Origin of the sequence: Fibrobacter sp. UWT3 (genome assembly GCF_900230125.1) — a bacterium.
Lineage (GTDB): Bacteria > Fibrobacterota > Fibrobacteria > Fibrobacterales > Fibrobacteraceae > Fibrobacter.
The window spans coordinates 237,869-254,375 of sequence record NZ_OCSS01000001.1; the positions used below are offsets into that span (position 1 = coordinate 237,869).

The 16,507-nt window shown below is 56.4% G+C and carries 14 protein-coding genes; 11 read left to right on the plus strand and 3 right to left on the minus strand.

Features of this window, described 5'->3' with window-relative positions; genetic code table 11:
- From CRO08_RS01005 to CRO08_RS01040, 8 genes are all read left to right on the plus strand, one after another.
- Positions 1-819: a polyphosphate polymerase domain-containing protein gene (locus CRO08_RS01005; RefSeq protein ID WP_097034710.1), complete on the plus strand. Its 819-nt coding sequence runs from the start codon at positions 1-3 to the stop codon at positions 817-819.
- 41 nt (positions 820-860) lie between these two features.
- Complete coding sequence (locus CRO08_RS01010) at positions 861-2,504, plus strand: lamin tail domain-containing protein (protein WP_097035677.1); 1,644 nt, start codon at positions 861-863, stop codon at positions 2,502-2,504.
- A gap of 146 nt (positions 2,505-2,650) precedes the next feature.
- Positions 2,651-4,438 carry a TolC family protein gene (locus CRO08_RS01015; RefSeq protein WP_083579480.1) on the plus strand — a complete coding sequence of 596 codons (1,788 nt, stop codon included), beginning with the start codon at positions 2,651-2,653 and terminating at the stop codon, positions 4,436-4,438.
- The gene (locus tag CRO08_RS01020) at positions 4,438-5,436 is read left to right on the plus strand and encodes an HlyD family secretion protein (protein WP_072809068.1); all 999 of its coding nucleotides are present in this window, start codon (positions 4,438-4,440) and stop codon (positions 5,434-5,436) included. The genes CRO08_RS01015 and CRO08_RS01020 overlap by 1 nt, the downstream gene beginning before the upstream one ends.
- Positions 5,437-5,448: 12 nt before the next feature.
- Positions 5,449-6,639, plus strand: coding sequence for an ABC transporter permease (locus CRO08_RS01025; protein ID WP_255252189.1), 1,191 nt, complete (start codon positions 5,449-5,451; stop codon positions 6,637-6,639).
- Positions 6,636-7,817 (plus strand): ABC transporter permease, encoded by a 1,182-nt coding sequence (locus CRO08_RS01030; protein ID WP_097034711.1) that lies wholly within the window; start codon positions 6,636-6,638, stop codon positions 7,815-7,817. Before CRO08_RS01025 ends, CRO08_RS01030 begins: the two co-directional genes overlap by 4 nt.
- 104 nt (positions 7,818-7,921) lie before the next feature.
- Complete coding sequence (locus CRO08_RS01035; RefSeq protein WP_097034712.1) at positions 7,922-8,635, plus strand: zinc metallopeptidase; 714 nt, start codon at positions 7,922-7,924, stop codon at positions 8,633-8,635.
- A gap of 8 nt (positions 8,636-8,643) precedes the next feature.
- On the plus strand, positions 8,644-8,928 hold the full coding sequence (locus CRO08_RS01040) for a hypothetical protein (RefSeq protein ID WP_072809059.1): 285 nt from the start codon (positions 8,644-8,646) through the stop codon (positions 8,926-8,928).
- Positions 8,929-9,058: 130 nt separating this feature from the next.
- Here CRO08_RS01040 and CRO08_RS01045 read toward each other — a convergent pair whose 3' ends face one another.
- Complete coding sequence (locus CRO08_RS01045) at positions 9,059-10,450, minus strand: segregation/condensation protein A (protein WP_255252190.1); 1,392 nt, start codon at positions 10,448-10,450, stop codon at positions 9,059-9,061.
- Between the two features lie 252 nt (positions 10,451-10,702).
- Here CRO08_RS01045 and CRO08_RS01050 point away from each other — a divergent pair, with 252 nt between their 5' ends.
- A complete protein-coding gene (locus CRO08_RS01050) occupies positions 10,703-11,032 on the plus strand; it encodes a transposase (RefSeq protein ID WP_073321178.1) in 330 nt (109 codons plus the stop codon).
- Positions 11,033-11,049: 17 nt separating this feature from the next.
- Positions 11,050-11,898, plus strand: a complete 849-nt coding sequence (locus CRO08_RS01055; RefSeq protein ID WP_176495016.1) for an IS3 family transposase — start codon at positions 11,050-11,052, stop codon at positions 11,896-11,898.
- Positions 11,899-12,054: 156 nt separating this feature from the next.
- Here CRO08_RS01055 and glmS read toward each other — a convergent pair whose 3' ends face one another.
- Positions 12,055-13,884 (minus strand): glutamine--fructose-6-phosphate transaminase (isomerizing), encoded by a 1,830-nt coding sequence (glmS, locus tag CRO08_RS01060; RefSeq protein WP_097034714.1) that lies wholly within the window; start codon positions 13,882-13,884, stop codon positions 12,055-12,057.
- A 141-nt stretch (positions 13,885-14,025) separates the two neighbouring features.
- On the opposite strand from glmS, the gene CRO08_RS01065 reads away from it, so the two are divergent.
- Positions 14,026-14,904, plus strand: a complete 879-nt coding sequence (locus CRO08_RS01065; RefSeq protein ID WP_097034715.1) for an FKBP-type peptidyl-prolyl cis-trans isomerase — start codon at positions 14,026-14,028, stop codon at positions 14,902-14,904.
- A gap of 175 nt (positions 14,905-15,079) precedes the next feature.
- Here CRO08_RS01065 and CRO08_RS01070 read toward each other — a convergent pair whose 3' ends face one another.
- Positions 15,080-16,474 carry a S41 family peptidase gene (locus CRO08_RS01070; RefSeq protein WP_097034716.1) on the minus strand — a complete coding sequence of 465 codons (1,395 nt, stop codon included), beginning with the start codon at positions 16,472-16,474 and terminating at the stop codon, positions 15,080-15,082.
- Between the last annotated feature and the right edge of the window lie 33 nt (positions 16,475-16,507).

Sequence of the window (16,507 nt, forward strand, 5' to 3'; positions counted from 1 at the left end):
ATGGCAGAAGCCCGCGGTTTTAGCCTCCTCGAGCGTTTTGAGCTCAAGTACCACATCCCCGTCGAATGGGCGGACCGGATTGGCGCCTTCCTTGCGCCGTACTGCGAAGAGGACTATTATTCCAAGATTACTCCGGGCGGTTTTTACTGGATTACGAACCTCTACCTGGATACCCCGAAGTGGACGTTCCTCGGCTGGAAAAAGAAGCAACTGCTGGACCGTTTCAACATGCGAATCCGCACCTACGGCGAGCACCCCGCACAGGACGGCACGTTCCATTTCGAGGTCAAGCGCAAGATCAAGAGCATCTGCTACAAGAGCCGCGCGACCATCAAGGGAATCAACCCGGGCGAAGTCTGGCACATGAAACCCGATGAATGGCCCTGTAAGGGCGAAAAAGACCGCATGTACCTCAAGGATTTCCTGTACAAGACGGAACTCCACGGGGCGCACCCGCGCCTGCTTACGCAGTACAAGCGCCGCGCCTGGTTCGGGCTACGCGAGGAATATTCCCGCGTCACCATCGATACGGGTATGCGCTTCCGCGAAGAGAACGGATTTGACTATACGGTGGACCCGCACTATATGCATTCGACGGGTCTCCCGAGGTTTTTCCAGCCCGGTGCCGATGCAGTGCTCGAATTGAAGTGTCCTTGCTCACAGGTTCCTTACTGGATGTTCGATCTGATAAGATTTTTGAACCTCAAGCACGCCGCATTTTCTAAATTCGGTAATGCGGCAGCCGAATGGAAACGTGTTTACGAGAACCCTCGCCGGTTCAAGTCCCCGTACTGGACAAAGCTGGCGGGCAATTTCTAGGATTTTTTTAAAGAGCGAAAACCTCAAAAAGGATGGCCCTTATGGATATGAAAAAGTGGCTTTTGGCAGGAACCCTAATCTCTACGCTCGGTGCGTTTACGGCATGTTCCGAAGACTCGAGCAGCGACCCGGTGGGGCCGGTAGATTCTAGCGGCAGTCTCGTTCCCGATAGCAGCGGGGATGTTCCCGGCAGTAGTGACGGCCAGCCTACGGCGAAGTCCAGTTCCTCTATTGCGGATAATGCCGAACCGCAGATGGCCTGTTCCGAAATCATGTACAACGCGCCCGGTGGATCCCCTCTTGAGTGGGTGGAAGTCTACATCGCTGGCGGCATGGACATGGACAACATGCAGAATTTCTTCCTTCACCTGAGCGGCGCCGTGGACTACACGTTCCCGGCAGAACCCCTCAAGAAGGGCGAATACGTGGTGGTTGCGAACGACACTGCCGAATTCAGGAAGATGTACCCGACCTTTGCGGGAAGGCTCTTTGGCCCGTGGGTTGGTGGAACTACGGTGAAGCTTACCAATGAAGGTGACGTGGTGAACGTGAAGGTTCAGGGCGAAGGTGACGTGAGCTGCGCCTTCAGTAACGAACCTCCCTGGCCGAGCATTGCCGATGGCAAGGGCCGTACCCTCGTGTACGTGGGCGGCAACGCTGCCCAGCCCAATTCCTGGGCGGCAAGCAAGGTGGATAAGGGCAATCCGGGTGTAGGTGGCGATGAATGGGTTGCCCCGACGCAGGTGCGCATCAACGAAATCATGCCGTTCAAGCTTGGCGAAAAGTCCTGGATTGAAGTGTACAATGCGGGCGACCAGCCGGTAGATATCACGGGCTGGACTCTCGAGGCGAAACGCCGCGGAGAAACTCTCACAATCAGTGCGGGCGTGGTCCCTGCGAAGGGTTACCTCGTTCTTGATGCGGAAACTGCTTTTGACAAGGAACTGGTTGTCGCTCCCGATGGTGGCGAGTTCTACCTGCGTGGCCCGCAGGAAGGCGACGAATCGAGCATCTGGGTGCCGGCGACTACTGCAACGAGTGGCGTTGTTGACCTTTCCGATGGTTCTACGGCGCAGGGCCCGCTTGCCGCGGCAACCCCCGGCGAAAAGAATTCCACCCTCGCTGTCGGTTCTCTCTATATAAACGAAATCCATTACCATCCGGCTTCTGCCAACACCACGGTTCCGTTCGAATTCATGGAAGTCGTGAATGGCTCGGAAACCCCTGTCACTCTTTACAGTTCTTCCGTCTCGAAGGGTTGGAAGGTCGAAGGTATCAATCTCGAGTTCCCGAGCATGGTTGTCCCGGCGAAGGGCTTGATACTCCTGATTCCGGAAACGCTTGAGGATGTCGACATGGCTTCGTTCGGCATTACTGCATGGAATGCGGATTTTGTCCGTGAGACCTACCAGATTCCTGCGGACGTGCAGATTGTTGCCTACAAGGGCAAACTTTCCAACCGCGGTGAAACCATTGCCGTGAAGGAGCCGTATTCCAAGGAAACAGTTGATGGCGTAACGAAGTACTTCTACATCTGGCACGATGCGACCCTTTACTCTGATGGGTGGGATGGCCTTGCCGAAGCGGATGGTTACGGTTACAGCTTGCACCGCGTCGATGTGACTACCATGGGTTACGAGGCGAAGGCGTGGAAGGTGGACGTTCCGACCCCCGGTAAGATTTAAATCAGTTCAATAGAACAATAAGGTAAACTTTGAAGGAATCCCGCGAAAAACGGGATTCTTTTTGTTTTCATAAGGCCGGATGTTTTACACAATTAGTAGGATGGGCGGAGTTGCCCCTGCTTATTTAAATATGTATTTTTCATTATATGAGAAAGAGTTTGGTCTATATCGCTTCCCTGAGCGTTGCCGCCATGGCAGCCCCGCTTACGCTGCAGGAAGCCTTGGAAATGGCGAAGTCTAACAACTCGCAGATTAAGGCCGAAAAGGCAAAGGTCGAAATGGCCGAAAGCGGGCAGAGCGAAGCCTTCTCCCGGTTCTTGCCGAAGGTTTCCCTTTCGGCGGGTGTCACGAAGATTAACGACCCGATTACGATTGACTTGAGCCGCCTCCAGGGGCCCCTGAGCGAGGTGGCCGGTGCCGCCGCGTATTCGAAGGCGTACCTTTCGGCATACAACATGGCGTACACGCAGGCCTACAACGATGCCGTGAAGCAGGCGATGGCCGCCGGGCTGGACGAGGCGACTGCCAAGAGCATGGTGGACCAGAGGGTGGACGAAATCCGCAGCGGTGTCATGGGGAGCAACAAGGTAAATACGCTTGCCCAGCAGGCTGCAGAAAATTACGGCGCCGATGCGTCGAATAAGATAAACGATACCGACTTTGGCATGAAGGTACAGGACGACGTGTTCTTCAACGCCCGCGTGACCGTGGTGTGGCCCATCTTTACCGGCCTCAAGATTTATTCGGCATACGATGCCGCGAAAGAGAACGTGGCTGCCCGCAAGGCGGAATTCGACATGGCGCAGAACACCATCCTGATGGATGTGGCGACCAAGTACTTTACGCTCCGCCTCACCGAGGAACTTTCCGTGATGCGCGAATCCACGATGAAGAACCTCGAAGGCCACCTGGAACGCTCCAAGAAGCTCGAGGAAGGCGGCCAGATAAGCAAGGCGGAACGCCTGCGTGCAGAAGTCGCGCTTGCAGAGGCGCAGAATGCATACGAGGATGCTCTGCGTGACCAGTCGCTTGCCCGAATGGCGCTTGCGAGCTTGCTGCACACGGACACGAGCATTACGGCGACGACCCCGGTGGAAGCGCCGGACGTGGTGCACGGCATGGAGGAATTCAAGCAGCTTGCGCGCGAAAAGCACCCGGGGCTCAGGCAGCTCCGTACGGAACGCAAGCGCAGCCAGGATGCCGTGCGGGCCGCACGCGCCGACTGGTTCCCGACAATTGCCCTGTTCGGTTACAGGGAACTCTACACGAAGGATTTGACGATTCTGGAGCCCGAGTGGGCTGTGGGCGCGAAGGCCCAGTGGGACTTGCCGATTCTGGGCGGGAAGGAATCCCGCGCGAAGGTCAGTTCCGCGAAGTCGATGGAACGCTCGCTCTCGAACATGGAGGAACAGACTCTCGACAATATAAGCCTGCTGGTAGAAAAACGCTGGCGTGAACTGGAACATGCGCGGGGCCGCCTGCAGAGCCTCGTCAAGACGCGCGAGCTTGCCGACGAGGCGCTCCGCAGCCAGACGCGTGCCTACGAGGCGGGTCTTGCAACCGGGCTTGACGTGGTGGATGCGGAGCTTGCGCTTTCGCGCTTGCAGGTGGCCGACCTGAAGGCGCATTTCGATGCTGTGATTGCATGGCTCGGCCTGCTGGAAGCATCTGGCGAGGTTGCCGATGCGGGCACGATGCTGAATGCGACACGCCCGGTGGAAAAGCCGGAGGAATCCGCGCCGGCAGAAACGCCTGTCGAACCGGCTGCACCCGAAACGCAGCCTGCCGCCGATGCGGCTGCCGCGCCGGCCCCCGCTGAACCTGCCGCCGTGCAGCCCGCAGAAAACACTGCGGGTGAACCGCCTGCCGCGGTCGGAACTGCCGCAAATCCCGCCGAACCCTTGCCTGCAAATGAAAATACGGAGAAGAAATAATGAACGTGCTGAAAACTCTCGGAAAGGTTATAGTTGTCGCCGCGTTGATTGTCCTCGTGGTGCTTGGAATCATGCAGTTGCAGAAGTTTGCGACCGCTCCCCGCGAGCAGTTCCTGCAGGGGCAAATGGAGGCTAGGCGCGTGCTTGTGGCCGGGAAGGTCCCCGGCCGCATCGAACGCTTGTTCGTGCACGAGGGCGACATCGTCATCAAGGATTCCCTTGTGGCGTTAATCAGCAGCCCCGAAATCGAGGCGAAGAAGATGCAGGCGCAGGGCGCCCTCGGTGCCGCACGCGCCCAGGCGAGCAAGGCCCGCAATGGTGCCCGCAGTGAAGATATCACCGCCCTCAAGGCGATGGCCGACCGCGCCCAGGATGCGGCGACGCTCGCGAAGAACACCTACGACCGCGTGCAGAAACTCTACAACGAGGGCGTGCTCCCGCTGCAGAAGCGCGACGAAGCCGAAACGCAGATGAAGGCGAGCCAGTCCGCTGCCGACGCCGCGAAGGCGCAGTACAACCAGGCAGTGGCCGGCGCCCGCAGCGAAGACAAGGCTGCCGCGAACGCCCTCGTGATGCAGGCCCGCGGCGCCACCGCCGAGGTGGACGCCTACCTCGAAGAAACCAAGATTCGTAGCCCCATCAGTGGCGAAGTCTCGCTCAAGCTTGTCGAAGAGGGCGAGGTCGTGGGCTCGGGCATGCCCGTAATCGCGGTGACCGACTTGGACGATGCCTGGGCGGTATTCCACCTGCGCGAGGACATGCTCAAGAACGTGTACAAGGGCAGGAAGTTTACCCTCAGCATTCCGGCGCTCGACAGGCAGGTCGAAATGGAAGTGAGCTACATCGCTTCCGTGGGTGACTATGCCACCTGGCGCAGCAGCAAGGAAAGTGGCGGGTTCGACCTCAAGACGTTCGAGGTGCGCCTGCGCCCCACGCAGAAGGTCGAAAACTTGCGCCCCGGCATGAGCGTGCTCCTTTCTGTAGATGCAATCCAGTAGCAGGGATTTGCCATGATTTTGAGTGGCCTGCTGAATACCATCAGGAAAATCTATTTCAGCCACAATATCGTGTTGTGGATGATTCTCCTGGTGTTGCCCGTGGGCGTATCGCTGTTTACCATGGGCATGTTCACGTCGCAGATTGTGCAGCACGTGCCTATAGGCATCGTGATGCAAGACGACAGCAGGCTTGCGGACAAGATAAACGCCCGGTTGCGTTCGAGCCCCGTTCTGGATGTGAAGCTTGAATGCGGCAGCATGAATGAATGCGAACGTGCGGTAGTCCGCGGGGATTTGCAGGGGTTCCTGGTGCTCCCGAACGAACTGGAACGCCGTGCGCTCCGGCTTGAGACTCCCGTGATCCCCGTGTATTCCAGCGGGCAGAATTACCTCACGAACATGTTCGCAACCAAGGAAATTCGCTCTGTAATTTCTTCTGTGGGTAGCGAGATGTTCGTGCCCGAAATCGCCGACCCGGTAAAGACCGAAATCCATTCCGTGGGGAACGTGGAGGGCAACTACCAGGGGTTTTTAGCGCTCGGGCTCGTGACGGCGATTTTCCACCTCGCGGCGATGATTGTGGGCGTGTATGTACTCTCGTTCCCGCTTCGTGACCATCGCGTTACCGAGATGATCCGCTATGCGGGCGGTTCGCGCCTTACCCTGTGGGTGGCGAGCGTATTCCCGATGAACATCGCTCTCTGGCTCGAACTGATGGGCTGCTACGCCTATTGCCACAGGATGCTCGCCCCGCTCACGTTCGATGAATTTGTCATGACTGCTGCCGCACAGTTGTTCATGATATGCGCCTGTTCGGGGGCTGGGATCGTGTTCATTGGCGTGGTGGGTGTGATGCGTATAGCGACAGGTGCGGCGGGTGTTATCGGGAGCCCCGCGTTCGCGTTTGCGGGCCAGACCTTCCCGGTGATGGCGATGCCCTTTGCCGTGCGCTGCTTTGCATTTGTTCTTCCGCTTACGCACGTGCTCAAGGTGCAGTCCATGATGCTCCTCGGCGATGTGAGCATGGAACCCGCGTGGCAGTCCATGAAAATCCTTATCGGGATGGCGATATTCTGGAATATACTCGGAGCGCTCCTCATGTCGATGCGCTGGAAACAGCACCTGCGCCGTGAAGCGGCCCGCGGGCAGTCCTCCGGCATGGATGTCGCAGGTATGGACACCAAAACGGAGGCGGTATCATGATCCGTCGCCTCTGGAAAGTCGCCTTTGCGGAGTGGAAACTCTTCTACACGGACCCTGCCGCAATTCTCCTCCTTGTGGTGGCAGGGGTCCTGTATGCGTTCTATTACCCGACCCCCTACATATACCAGACGGTCTCGAAAGTGCCGGTCGCGGTAGTTGACCTCGACAATACTGCGATGTCGCGCCAGCTGATCCAGATGGCGGATGCGTCCCAGCAGGTCAGCGTCAAGTCGGTCTTTGCCGACATGAACGAGGCGGAGGCCGCTATGGCCCGCGAGGATATCTTCGGATTCATGGTCATCCCCGAGAACATGGAGAAGGATATCCGCAGCAAGAAGCAGGTCTCGGTGAACATCTTTACGCACGGAGCGTACGTGATGCTGCACGGTGCCATAGGTACGGCTTTCTCGACATGCGCGCTTACCGTCGGTGCTACAAACAAAGTAAAGCAGATTGCCTTGGGCAAAAAAGTGCCTTCCGCGAAGGCGATTGCGATGCGCGACCCGATACCCATCAGCATCCAGACGATGTTCAACAGTTCGGGTAGCTACTCCAACTACGTGGTGCCGAGCGTGCTTGTGGTGATTCTGCAGCAGTCGCTCATTATTGGTATCTGCGTGCTGGGTGGCTCCCGTGCGCACAGGCGATTCCGCAAAAAATTCCGTGACAGCCCCGTCGAGAACGAAACTGCCGAATACCGCTACTTTGGCCGTGCGCTTGCTTACTTTGTTCACTACTGCTCGTTTATCCTCTTCTATCACTGCATCATCTACAACCTGTTCGATTTCCCGCGTCGTGGCGAACTTTTACCCATGGTGGTTTTCTCCGTCGTGTTCCTTGCGTCGGTCATCAATTTGGGCATGGTTGTCTCGCAGGTGTTCTTGCGTCGCGAATCCAGCATGCAGCTGTTCCTGTACCTTTCCATCCCGATTCTCTTCCTTGCGAATTTCAGTTGGCCCAGTTACCTGATGCCCCAGTGGATGGTCTCGATATCGTACATACTGCCGAGCACTTTTGCCGTACCGGCGTGGCTCTCCATCGAGCAGATGGGGGCCGATATATACGAGGTTGCGCCCAAGTTGTACCAGCTTGCAATCCAGGCGGTCGTGTACCTGGTTTTGGGGCTTGTCCTGACCCGCGCCCGCGACAAAGCGAAGATTGACATCGGCGACATGTAGCCTGCTTTTTTTTGATGAAATGCGAATACGCCGGACAGGGTGTTACCTTTTCCGGCTTTGTTTTTATACATTTAGAGTGTAAATATTTCATTGAGGAAACACAGATGTATTTTGATCCGCTTTACATGATGATTCTCGTGGTGACGCTCGCCCTTTCGGGTGGTGTTTCGCTGATGGTCAAGTCGCGCTTCAATGCGGGGCAGAAGGTGAACATTTCTAGCGGGCTTACCGGCGCCGACGTGGCGAAGGCTATCCTCATGGATGCGGGCATTACCGACGTGAAGGTACTCGAACACCATGGGTTCCTTTCGGACCATTACAACCCGCTCAACAAGACGCTCAACCTTTCCCGCGAGGTCTATCACGGCCGCAATGCAAGTGCCGCGGGTGTCGCCGCCCACGAGGTGGGGCACGCCATCCAGCATGCGCAGGGGTATTTCCCCATGTGGTTGCGCTCTGCCATCGTGCCGGTCGCTAACATCGGGAACAATCTCGGGCCGTGGCTCGTGATTATCGGCATCATGCTCATGGGACTCGGGAAGGCGATAGGCCAGCCGATATCTATCGTGGGCGTGCTCCTGTTTGCGGCAACGACGCTCTTTACGCTGGTGACCGTTCCGGTGGAATTCGATGCCTCTAGCCGCGCGAAGAAGGCTCTCGCCCGCATGGACGTGGTGGCACAGGGCCGCGAGTACAACACCGTCTCGGGCGTGCTGTTTGCCGCGGGCCTTACCTACGTGGCTGCTGCAATCAGTTCGATTCTCCAACTGCTCTACTGGGCGTACCGCGCAGGCCTCATCGGCGGACGCAGGAACTAGGGGGTGTTATGGCCGTAAGGACGCTTACCATTGAATGCCCCATGTGCAAGGGCGAAATCGTAGTGGATGCCGATACGGGCGAGGTGCTGAGCCACAAGGAGTTCAAGAAGGAGGTCAAGTCCTTCGATGATTTCCTCAAGGAGCAGAAATCGCGCAGTTCTGATTTGGAAGCGAAATTTGCCGCAGCGAAGGAGGCGCAGAAGAACCGCGCCGAACTCCTGGAAAAGAAGTTCGAGGCTGCCAAGCAGAACAAGGACCTGAAGGACCCTCCGCCGAGCATTAATTGGGATTAAATTTTTGCACCGAAGGTGCCCGTGCACTTGATTGCCTCTACCCTATAAAAATTGCCGTATTCTAGGCAATCATGTGCGCGCCGGGAGAGTCTTAGGGAGGGTGAGCCGTGCGAAACCCTCCCTAGTCGCATTAGTTATCGCCGGAATGAACTTCCAGTGACGGGAATTCGTCATCGTCTTCCGGCGCTGCGTCTTCTGCCGGAGAACCATCACTATCCGAAGCATTTGCCTGGGTGTCGTAGAACGCCTGGGCCTTCTTCATGAACGCCTCGAATTCCTCGTCGCTCATCTGCGATGTTGCAGGAGCCGCCGGCTTTTCCGTTTCTGCGGGAGGTTCGGGCTGTGAAGAAATTACTTTGTCTGCGCTTGCGGTTTCTTCAGCCGGCGATGCCGTTTCCACAACCGGCGATACGCTTTCTGCTGCTGCATCGGCAGGTGTGCCCGTCGATCCGTCGGCTGGTGCGGTTTCGGCCGGAGTGCCTTCAGCCGGAGCCTGGGCGTTTTCCGCAGCATCGTCTTCCTTCATCATCTCGGCGAACGGGTTTTCCTGAACTTCGCTCAGGTCTTCGCGCCCTTCGAGCATGGCCTGCAGGTTTTCCTCGGTCACCTCACGCCCGCGGGTAGTCCAGAGTACGGCCTCCTTCATCACGGCGGCGATATCGCCCACGCTGCCTGCCTGCGAGCGGGCCAGCGCCATGTTGCGGATTTCTTCCACCAGGCCGGGTTTCACGTCCGGGTCCTTCGAGTAGAACACGGTCTCGCGCGCCATCTCGTCGGCATAGTCCGGGTTGTTCTTCTTGCGGTAAATCCAGATGGGGCCAAAGAGTTCGCTCTGGCGGAACACCACCTCGTCGGTCTTTATCATCTCGAGGAGTGCCATGAAGGTCACTGCGGCTACAATCGGGTGGCTGTCGTTGTCGAGCAGTTCCTCGAAGAGTGCGCGCCCGTTTACCGAGAGGTAGTTGTTTATCGCCTGTTGCCGGTCCTGGATGGTCACGTAGTCGAGTTCGATGTGGTGGACCGTATCCGAAATCTTTGTCTTGAGGCTCTTCTGGTACGCGCGGAAAAGCTGCCAGATGTTTGCGTCGGCGAGCGTGTCCTCGTCGCTCTGCGTCTTTTCGAGGCGGCCACGGCTGTACGTGCCGAAGTTCTTGCCTTCCATGTCCTGGAGCCCGCCCGCGACCTGCTTGTAGCGCTGGTACTCGAGCATCTCCTGCATCAGCTTTTCGCGGTCGGCGTTGTATTCCTCGACAAGTTCCGGGTCGCGTTCTTCTGCCGGGAGCAGTTCCTGCACCTTGAGGGCCATCAGGCGGCTCGCCATGTACAAGAAGTCGCCCGCCTTCGAGAGGTCGGTCACCCCAATCTTGTTGACCCATGCGAGGAAGTCATCCGCGATTTCTGCAATCGGGATCTGGTCCAGCGACATTTCCTTCTTCTGGACAAGGTACACGAGCAGGTCCATCGGCCCGTTAAAGGAGCCGATTCGGACTTCGTAATCTTCCTGTTCCTCGATTTCGGTCATTATTCACGAAATGTAGTAATAATTTAGACGTGGAAGGACTTTTTTCTTTGTGTGGCGCATTCCCTATTGACCGTAGAATAATGAAAACGTATATTTTCAAACAGGTACCTGTGGCCTTTTTTTGCCATAGGGTTGCAAAGGGTAGGATCCATGAAGGTTTTTGAAACTCTGAAGAAATGGACCATGCAGGAGTTTAATAAGAGGGTAGCATAAGCTACTATATTCATTGCGCAACCCCAAAAAGGTAAAACAATGGCAAAAGTCAACTACAACTCCGAGACAAGGGAACAAGTCATCAAACTGGTCCTGAAAGGCGAAAAGTCCGCAAATCAGATAGCCAAGGAACTCGGAATAGGGCCAAATACGGTCGGTAGGTGGGTAAACGAGTACCGCAAGGAACACAACCTGCCGAGCTACCGCGAGGAACGGCGCATCCGCAAGGTGTCCGTCGAGGAACTCGCCGCCAAGAACAGGGAACTGGAAAAACTCCTGAAGAAGCGTGAAAAGGAGCTTGCGGACGAGAAGGAGACGGTAGAGATCCTAAAAAAATCCCTGCACATCTTTATGCGACCACACGACTGAAATGCGAGGCGATACACGTGAACCGCAAGAAATACTCAGTCAGGAAGATGTGCAGAGCTCTAGGAATACCGCAGTGTTCCTACTACCAGTGGTCAAAACAGGAAACGGCAAGGGCCGAACGCAAGGCCCGTGAAGAACGGCTTGTCCAGAAGGTCCGCGACACCTTCGAAGAAAACCACCGCGTGTACGGTTGCCCGAAGATGCTGGCGGCACTCCAAGACAAGGGTGTCGAGGTAAAGGTGTGGAAACTGCGCCGCATCATGCGCGAGAACGGTCTCTATCCGGTCACGCTCAAGAAATGGAAACCCTACCGCAAGGGCAAATGTGACTCCATGTACAGCGAGAACCTGGTGCAGCGGAAGTTCGATCCCGACAGTCTGAACGCCGTCTGGGCCGGCGACATCACCTACGTCAAGACTACGCTTGGCTGGGTGTACCTTGCCGTGGTACTTGACCTATGCAACAAGGAGGCGGTGGGTTATGCCGTGAGCAAGAACATCGACACGGAACTTGTCAAGCGCGCGTTGTCCAATGCCATCATGCAACGCGGCCATCACGACGGACTAATCTTCCATTCCGACCGTGGCGTGCAGTACAGCAGCATGGGCTACCGCACGATGCTCTCGGAGAATGGGATAACGCCCTCGATGAGCGCCCCGGGCTGCCCCTACGACAACGCCTGCATGGAAAGCTTCTTCGCAAGCTTCAAGAAGGAGATGGCCTACAGGCGAGACTTCAAGGACATCGAAGACGTGCGGGAGGCCGTTTTCAGGTACATCGAGCTGTTCTACAACCGGAAACGGCTCCATAGTTCGCTCGGTTACATGACACCGGTGGAATATAGGCTGTCAAAACAGGCTGCCTAGACCACAAGGGTATACCACTTAACAAGAAAAAAGGATATATTTTAACTTAACCGGTAATGAATATGGTTGTTCATGAACCCACTATTAAAAAAACTACAAATCCACAAACGGCTCCCTTCCGGGAGCCGCTAATTTTTTTATTAAACTGTCCGAAAGCTATTCCACCGTCACGCTTTTTGCGAGGTTGCGTGGCTGGTCCACGTCGTTCCCGCGGAGCACCGCGATATGGTAGGCGAGGAGCTGCAGCGGAACGCATGTCACGATAGGCATGAGCATCGGGATTGTCTTCGGCACCTTGATGAGGTGGTCCGCAAATTCGTCGAGCGGCTTGCAGTCTTCGGTGGTGACTGCAATGACGCGGCCGCCACGTGCCTTGATTTCGCGCACGTTGCTGATGACCTTGTCGAACAGCGCATCCTTCGGGGCAATCACGACCACCGGCATGTTCTCGTCGATAAGGGCGATGGGACCGTGCTTCATTTCGGCGGCGGGGTAGCCTTCGGCGTGGATGTAGCTGATTTCCTTGAGTTTCAGGGCGCCTTCCATGGCCACGGGGTAGTTGAAGTGGCGGCCCAGGTACAGGAAGTTGTTCGCCTTCGCGTACTTCTGCGCAATGCCCGCAATCTGGTCCGAAAGCTGTAAGGTCTGCTCCACGAGAGTGGGGAGTTCCTGCATGGCCTTCACGATGTCCGCGCCGCTTTCGAAACTGAGCCTGCGCTGGCGACCGAGCAAGAGGGCGATCATGGCGAGCACGGTCACCTGCGATGTGAACGCCTTGGTGCTAGCCACGCCAATTTCGGGACCCGCGTGCAGGTATACGCCGCCGTCGCTCGTGCGGGCGATGGTGGAGCCCACGCCGTTGCATATCGCGAGCGCGGTCGCACCCTTCTGCTGAGCCTCCTTGAGGGCCGCAAGCGTGTCGGCCGTTTCGCCGGACTGGCTGATGGCGAGCACGGGCGTGCCCGGCTTGATGATGGGGTTGCGGTACCGGAACTCGGATGCATATTCGACTTCCACCGGGACGCCTGCCAGGTCTTCGATCATGTATTCGCCGACCATGCCCGCGTAGTAGCTCGTGCCGCATGCGGTAATGATAATGCGGTTGATGTTTCTCAGTTCCTTGATGTTCGTGTCGAGGCCCGCGAGCTTGGCGTTGCCTTCTGCGCTGAGCAGGCGCCCGCGCATGGTGTTGCGCAACACTTCGGGCTGTTCGAAGATTTCCTTGAGCATGAAGTGCGCGAACCCGCCCTTCGCGACGGCGTCCGCGTCGAATTCCACGTCCTTGACTTCGCGCTGCACCTCGTGGCTGTTCATGTTCACGATGGAGTAGTTGTTGCCCGTAATCTGCACGATGTCGTTATCGTCGAGGTAAACGACCTTCTGCGTGTGGTTGATGATTGCAGAGACGTCACTCGCGAGGAAAAAGTCGGAATTGCTCCCGATGCCGAGGATGAGCGGGCTGCCACGGCGAGCCCCAATGAGCGTGCCCGGTTCCTCGCTACAGATGACGGCAAGGCCGAACGTGCCTTCCACCTTGTCGAGCGCCTTGAGCACGGCTGCCTTCAGGTCGCCCTTGTAGAAGCGGGCGATGAGGTGAGCCAACACCTCGGTATCGGTTTCGGACTGGAACTTGATGCCTTCCGAAATGAGTTTTGCCTTGAGGCTTGCGTAGTTCTCGATGATGCCGTTGTGGACAATCGAAATTTTCCCGTCGTAGCTTGTGTGCGGGTGGGCGTTTTCGACGGTGGGGGCGCCGTGGGTGGCCCAGCGGGTGTGCGCGATGCCCGTCTTTCCGGTAACTTTCTGCGATTTCAGCTTGTCTTCGAGTGCGCTTATCTTACCCGAAGCCTTCACCACGTGGATGCTGCCGTTCTCGATGACAGCGATGCCCGAGCTATCGTAGCCGCGGTACTCGAGCTTCTTGAGCCCGCCGACCAGGATGGGTAACGCTTCGCTTTGACCGATGTATCCGACAATTCCGCACATAAAAATTCCTTGAATGGGGTAAAAAAGAACTATACGGCAAAATATACGAAAAGAAAGTGTAAAAAATACTTTTATGTGAGAAAAATCACGTTTGATTTGCTATTTTAAATAGCGTCTAAAATAAACTCAAAAGAGGACACTATGAAAACAAAATTGATTATTGCCGCTGGCGCCCTCGCCATGCTCATGACCGGCTGTGACCAGCTGTGCCCGAGCAAGAGTGCTCCGGCCAAGACCTCCCTGGTTACCCAGAAGGATACGACCAGCTACGCCTTCGGTGCGCACTTTGCCAACCAGGTGTATGCCCAGCTCGTGGCCCGCGATTCCATTGAACTGGATCTCGACCTCTTTATCCAGGCTTTCAAGGACCGCTTCAACCAGGATTCCAGCAAGTACCTGATGAACGACTCCACCGTGTTTGCTACCCTCATGAACATCCAGCAGCAGAAGCAGCTTGAAGCCCAGAAGAAGGACAGCATCGCTTCTGAAAAGCGCAAGAGCGAAGGCGCCGCCTTCCTTGAGACGAACAAGACTGCCGAAGGCGTCGTGACGACTGCTTCGGGCCTCCAGTATAAGGTGCTTACCGAAGGTACGGGCGCTACTCCGGGTGATTCCGACGTGGTCAAGGTGCACTACACCGGAACGCTCCTCGACGGAACCAAGTTCGATAGCTCCATCGACCGTGGCCAGCCGCTCGAATTCCCGATTAACGCCGTGATTCCGGGCTGGACCGAAATGCTCAAGCTCATGAAGGTGGGCGAGAAGGTTACCGCATGGATTCCGTTCGACCTCGCTTATGGACCGTACGGTCGTCCTCCTCAGATTCCGGGTTACAGCCTGCTCGTGTTCGAAATGGAACTTATCGATACGAAGGCTCCTGAAGCCCCGAAGGCTGAACCTGCTGCCAAGCCCGCCAAGGCTGTGAAGGCTGCCAAGCCCGCTGCCCCGAAGGCCGAAGCCAAGCCTGCCGAAGCCCCGAAGGCAGAGGCCAAGCCCGCCGAAGCCCCGAAGGCTGAATAAGGCGGTTTAGAAAATCGTAAAAATACCTCCGCTCAATGCGGAGGTATTTTTATTTGCACCGCAGGTGCGCACGTAAATAATTCGTGCTTACCATAATCTTGTGACTAGAAACGAAACGAATTATTAAGTGTCGGGAGGGTCTTAGGGAGGGCTCGCCCTCCCTAGTCTAAAAACCCTATCTGCGGATTATCCTGAACAACCCGCGGTCGAGTTCCTTGTTGTCGCGCTTCTTCGCAAGCGTGAAGTGTCCCTTGTCGACGGTGCCGTAGCCCTGCGTACGCTGTGCCGTGCCCTCCTTCGCGAGCTCAACCGCCTTCTGCATCGCCTTGTCGGCATCACCTTCTTCAAAATCCGGGACAATTCCGTACTTCTGGTAGGTTCCCCAGTTCTTGTCCAGGAGCCTCATGCTGGTAATGCCGGTGAGGCCGCCTGCGATAGTTGGCAGGTACGATTGCCCGATGGCCTTGCCGTAGGTGGTTTGCCCCACGACGGGTGATTTCGTGTTGCTCACGACGCCTGCAACCATGAGTTCTGCACAGCTGGCGCTATTGCTGTCCGCGAGAATCACGTAGTAGCGCTCGGCTCCGATGCCGTCCTCTTCGGTAATAAAGGTGGTCGTGTCGATATAGGGTTCCTCGGTGAGGGAGTCAATGGTGTGGCTGATAATCGTGATGATGGTGTCGTTCTTGGGGAGCATTTCTGCCGCCATGTTGACGCAGTGCTCCACGGTGCCGCCCGGGTTTCCGCGAAGGTCGATGATGGTGGATTTCGCGCCGGCGGTTTCTTCCAGGGCGTCAAGGAACTCTCCGTAAGTGCCGGTAACAAGTACGGTCGTGTCCGTAAATTCGCTGACGGTGATTACCGGGATGGAGTCGACCATGTCGACAAAGACTGTGGGGGAAAAGTATTGGTCGAACGTGATTGAAATATTGAGGGTGTCCTCGCCGCGCTTGATGGCGAAGGGGATGGTTTCTCCGGCGTCGAATACGGCTTCGAGCCTCCTGAAGTGCTGCTCGTTGCGGGGCTCCCTTCCGTCAATCATAAGCAGTGTGTCTCCCTTCAGCACGCCCGCCTTGTCTGCAGGGCCGTTTTTATACACGTGCTTGAATACGAGCGTGCCAGAATTGGTGCATAAGCCGTCCGTTGTACAGTTGGTTTCGATAATTTCCTGAAAGTCTGCGCCGATGCCCGCCGTCGCTTCGGAATAGACCAACTGCTTGAGAATCCTTTCTGCAATATACGGGCTGAAGTAGTTCGTGAAGTTGTCGCTCAGGGTCGAGTACATGTACGATACGTCGGGGAATTCGTAGTCGTCCTCGGTAAATCCGTTCTTTGCGCCTTCGTCGAGGTACTTGTTGACGTCCTTGACTTCCGTTTCGGCATTGACGTACATCGCCTGGAGAAAGAAATTCGTGAAGAGTAATTCCTGCTGGGCCTTGGGTAGACGGTTAAAGGAGTCCTCGTCCATGTAAGGCGATAGAATTTCTTCGTCAGAAGCGGATGTCGTGCAGGCCTGGAACAGCAATGCCGCTGCACTAAGCCCAGCTATAAACAGATGCGTGAATTTCATACATTCTCCTTTTTTATCGCATACGTTTACGTA

Coding starts and splice junctions, on each gene's coding strand:
- CRO08_RS01025 (WP_255252189.1), top strand. CDS start 5,449: ATGATTTTGAGTGGCCTGCTGAATACCATCAGGAAAATCTATTTCAGC.
- CRO08_RS01015 (WP_083579480.1), top strand. CDS start 2,651: ATGAGAAAGAGTTTGGTCTATATCGCTTCCCTGAGCGTTGCCGCCATG.
- CRO08_RS01065 (WP_097034715.1), top strand. CDS start 14,026: ATGAAAACAAAATTGATTATTGCCGCTGGCGCCCTCGCCATGCTCATG.
- CRO08_RS01030 (WP_097034711.1), top strand. CDS start 6,636: ATGATCCGTCGCCTCTGGAAAGTCGCCTTTGCGGAGTGGAAACTCTTC.
- CRO08_RS01005 (WP_097034710.1), top strand. CDS start 1: ATGGCAGAAGCCCGCGGTTTTAGCCTCCTCGAGCGTTTTGAGCTCAAG.
- CRO08_RS01020 (WP_072809068.1), top strand. CDS start 4,438: ATGAACGTGCTGAAAACTCTCGGAAAGGTTATAGTTGTCGCCGCGTTG.
- CRO08_RS01050 (WP_073321178.1), top strand. CDS start 10,703: ATGGCAAAAGTCAACTACAACTCCGAGACAAGGGAACAAGTCATCAAA.
- CRO08_RS01040 (WP_072809059.1), top strand. CDS start 8,644: ATGGCCGTAAGGACGCTTACCATTGAATGCCCCATGTGCAAGGGCGAA.
- CRO08_RS01070 (WP_097034716.1), bottom strand. CDS start 16,474: ATGAAATTCACGCATCTGTTTATAGCTGGGCTTAGTGCAGCGGCATTG.
- glmS (WP_097034714.1), bottom strand. CDS start 13,884: ATGTGCGGAATTGTCGGATACATCGGTCAAAGCGAAGCGTTACCCATC.
- CRO08_RS01010 (WP_097035677.1), top strand. CDS start 861: ATGGATATGAAAAAGTGGCTTTTGGCAGGAACCCTAATCTCTACGCTC.
- CRO08_RS01035 (WP_097034712.1), top strand. CDS start 7,922: ATGTATTTTGATCCGCTTTACATGATGATTCTCGTGGTGACGCTCGCC.
- CRO08_RS01045 (WP_255252190.1), bottom strand. CDS start 10,450: ATGACCGAAATCGAGGAACAGGAAGATTACGAAGTCCGAATCGGCTCC.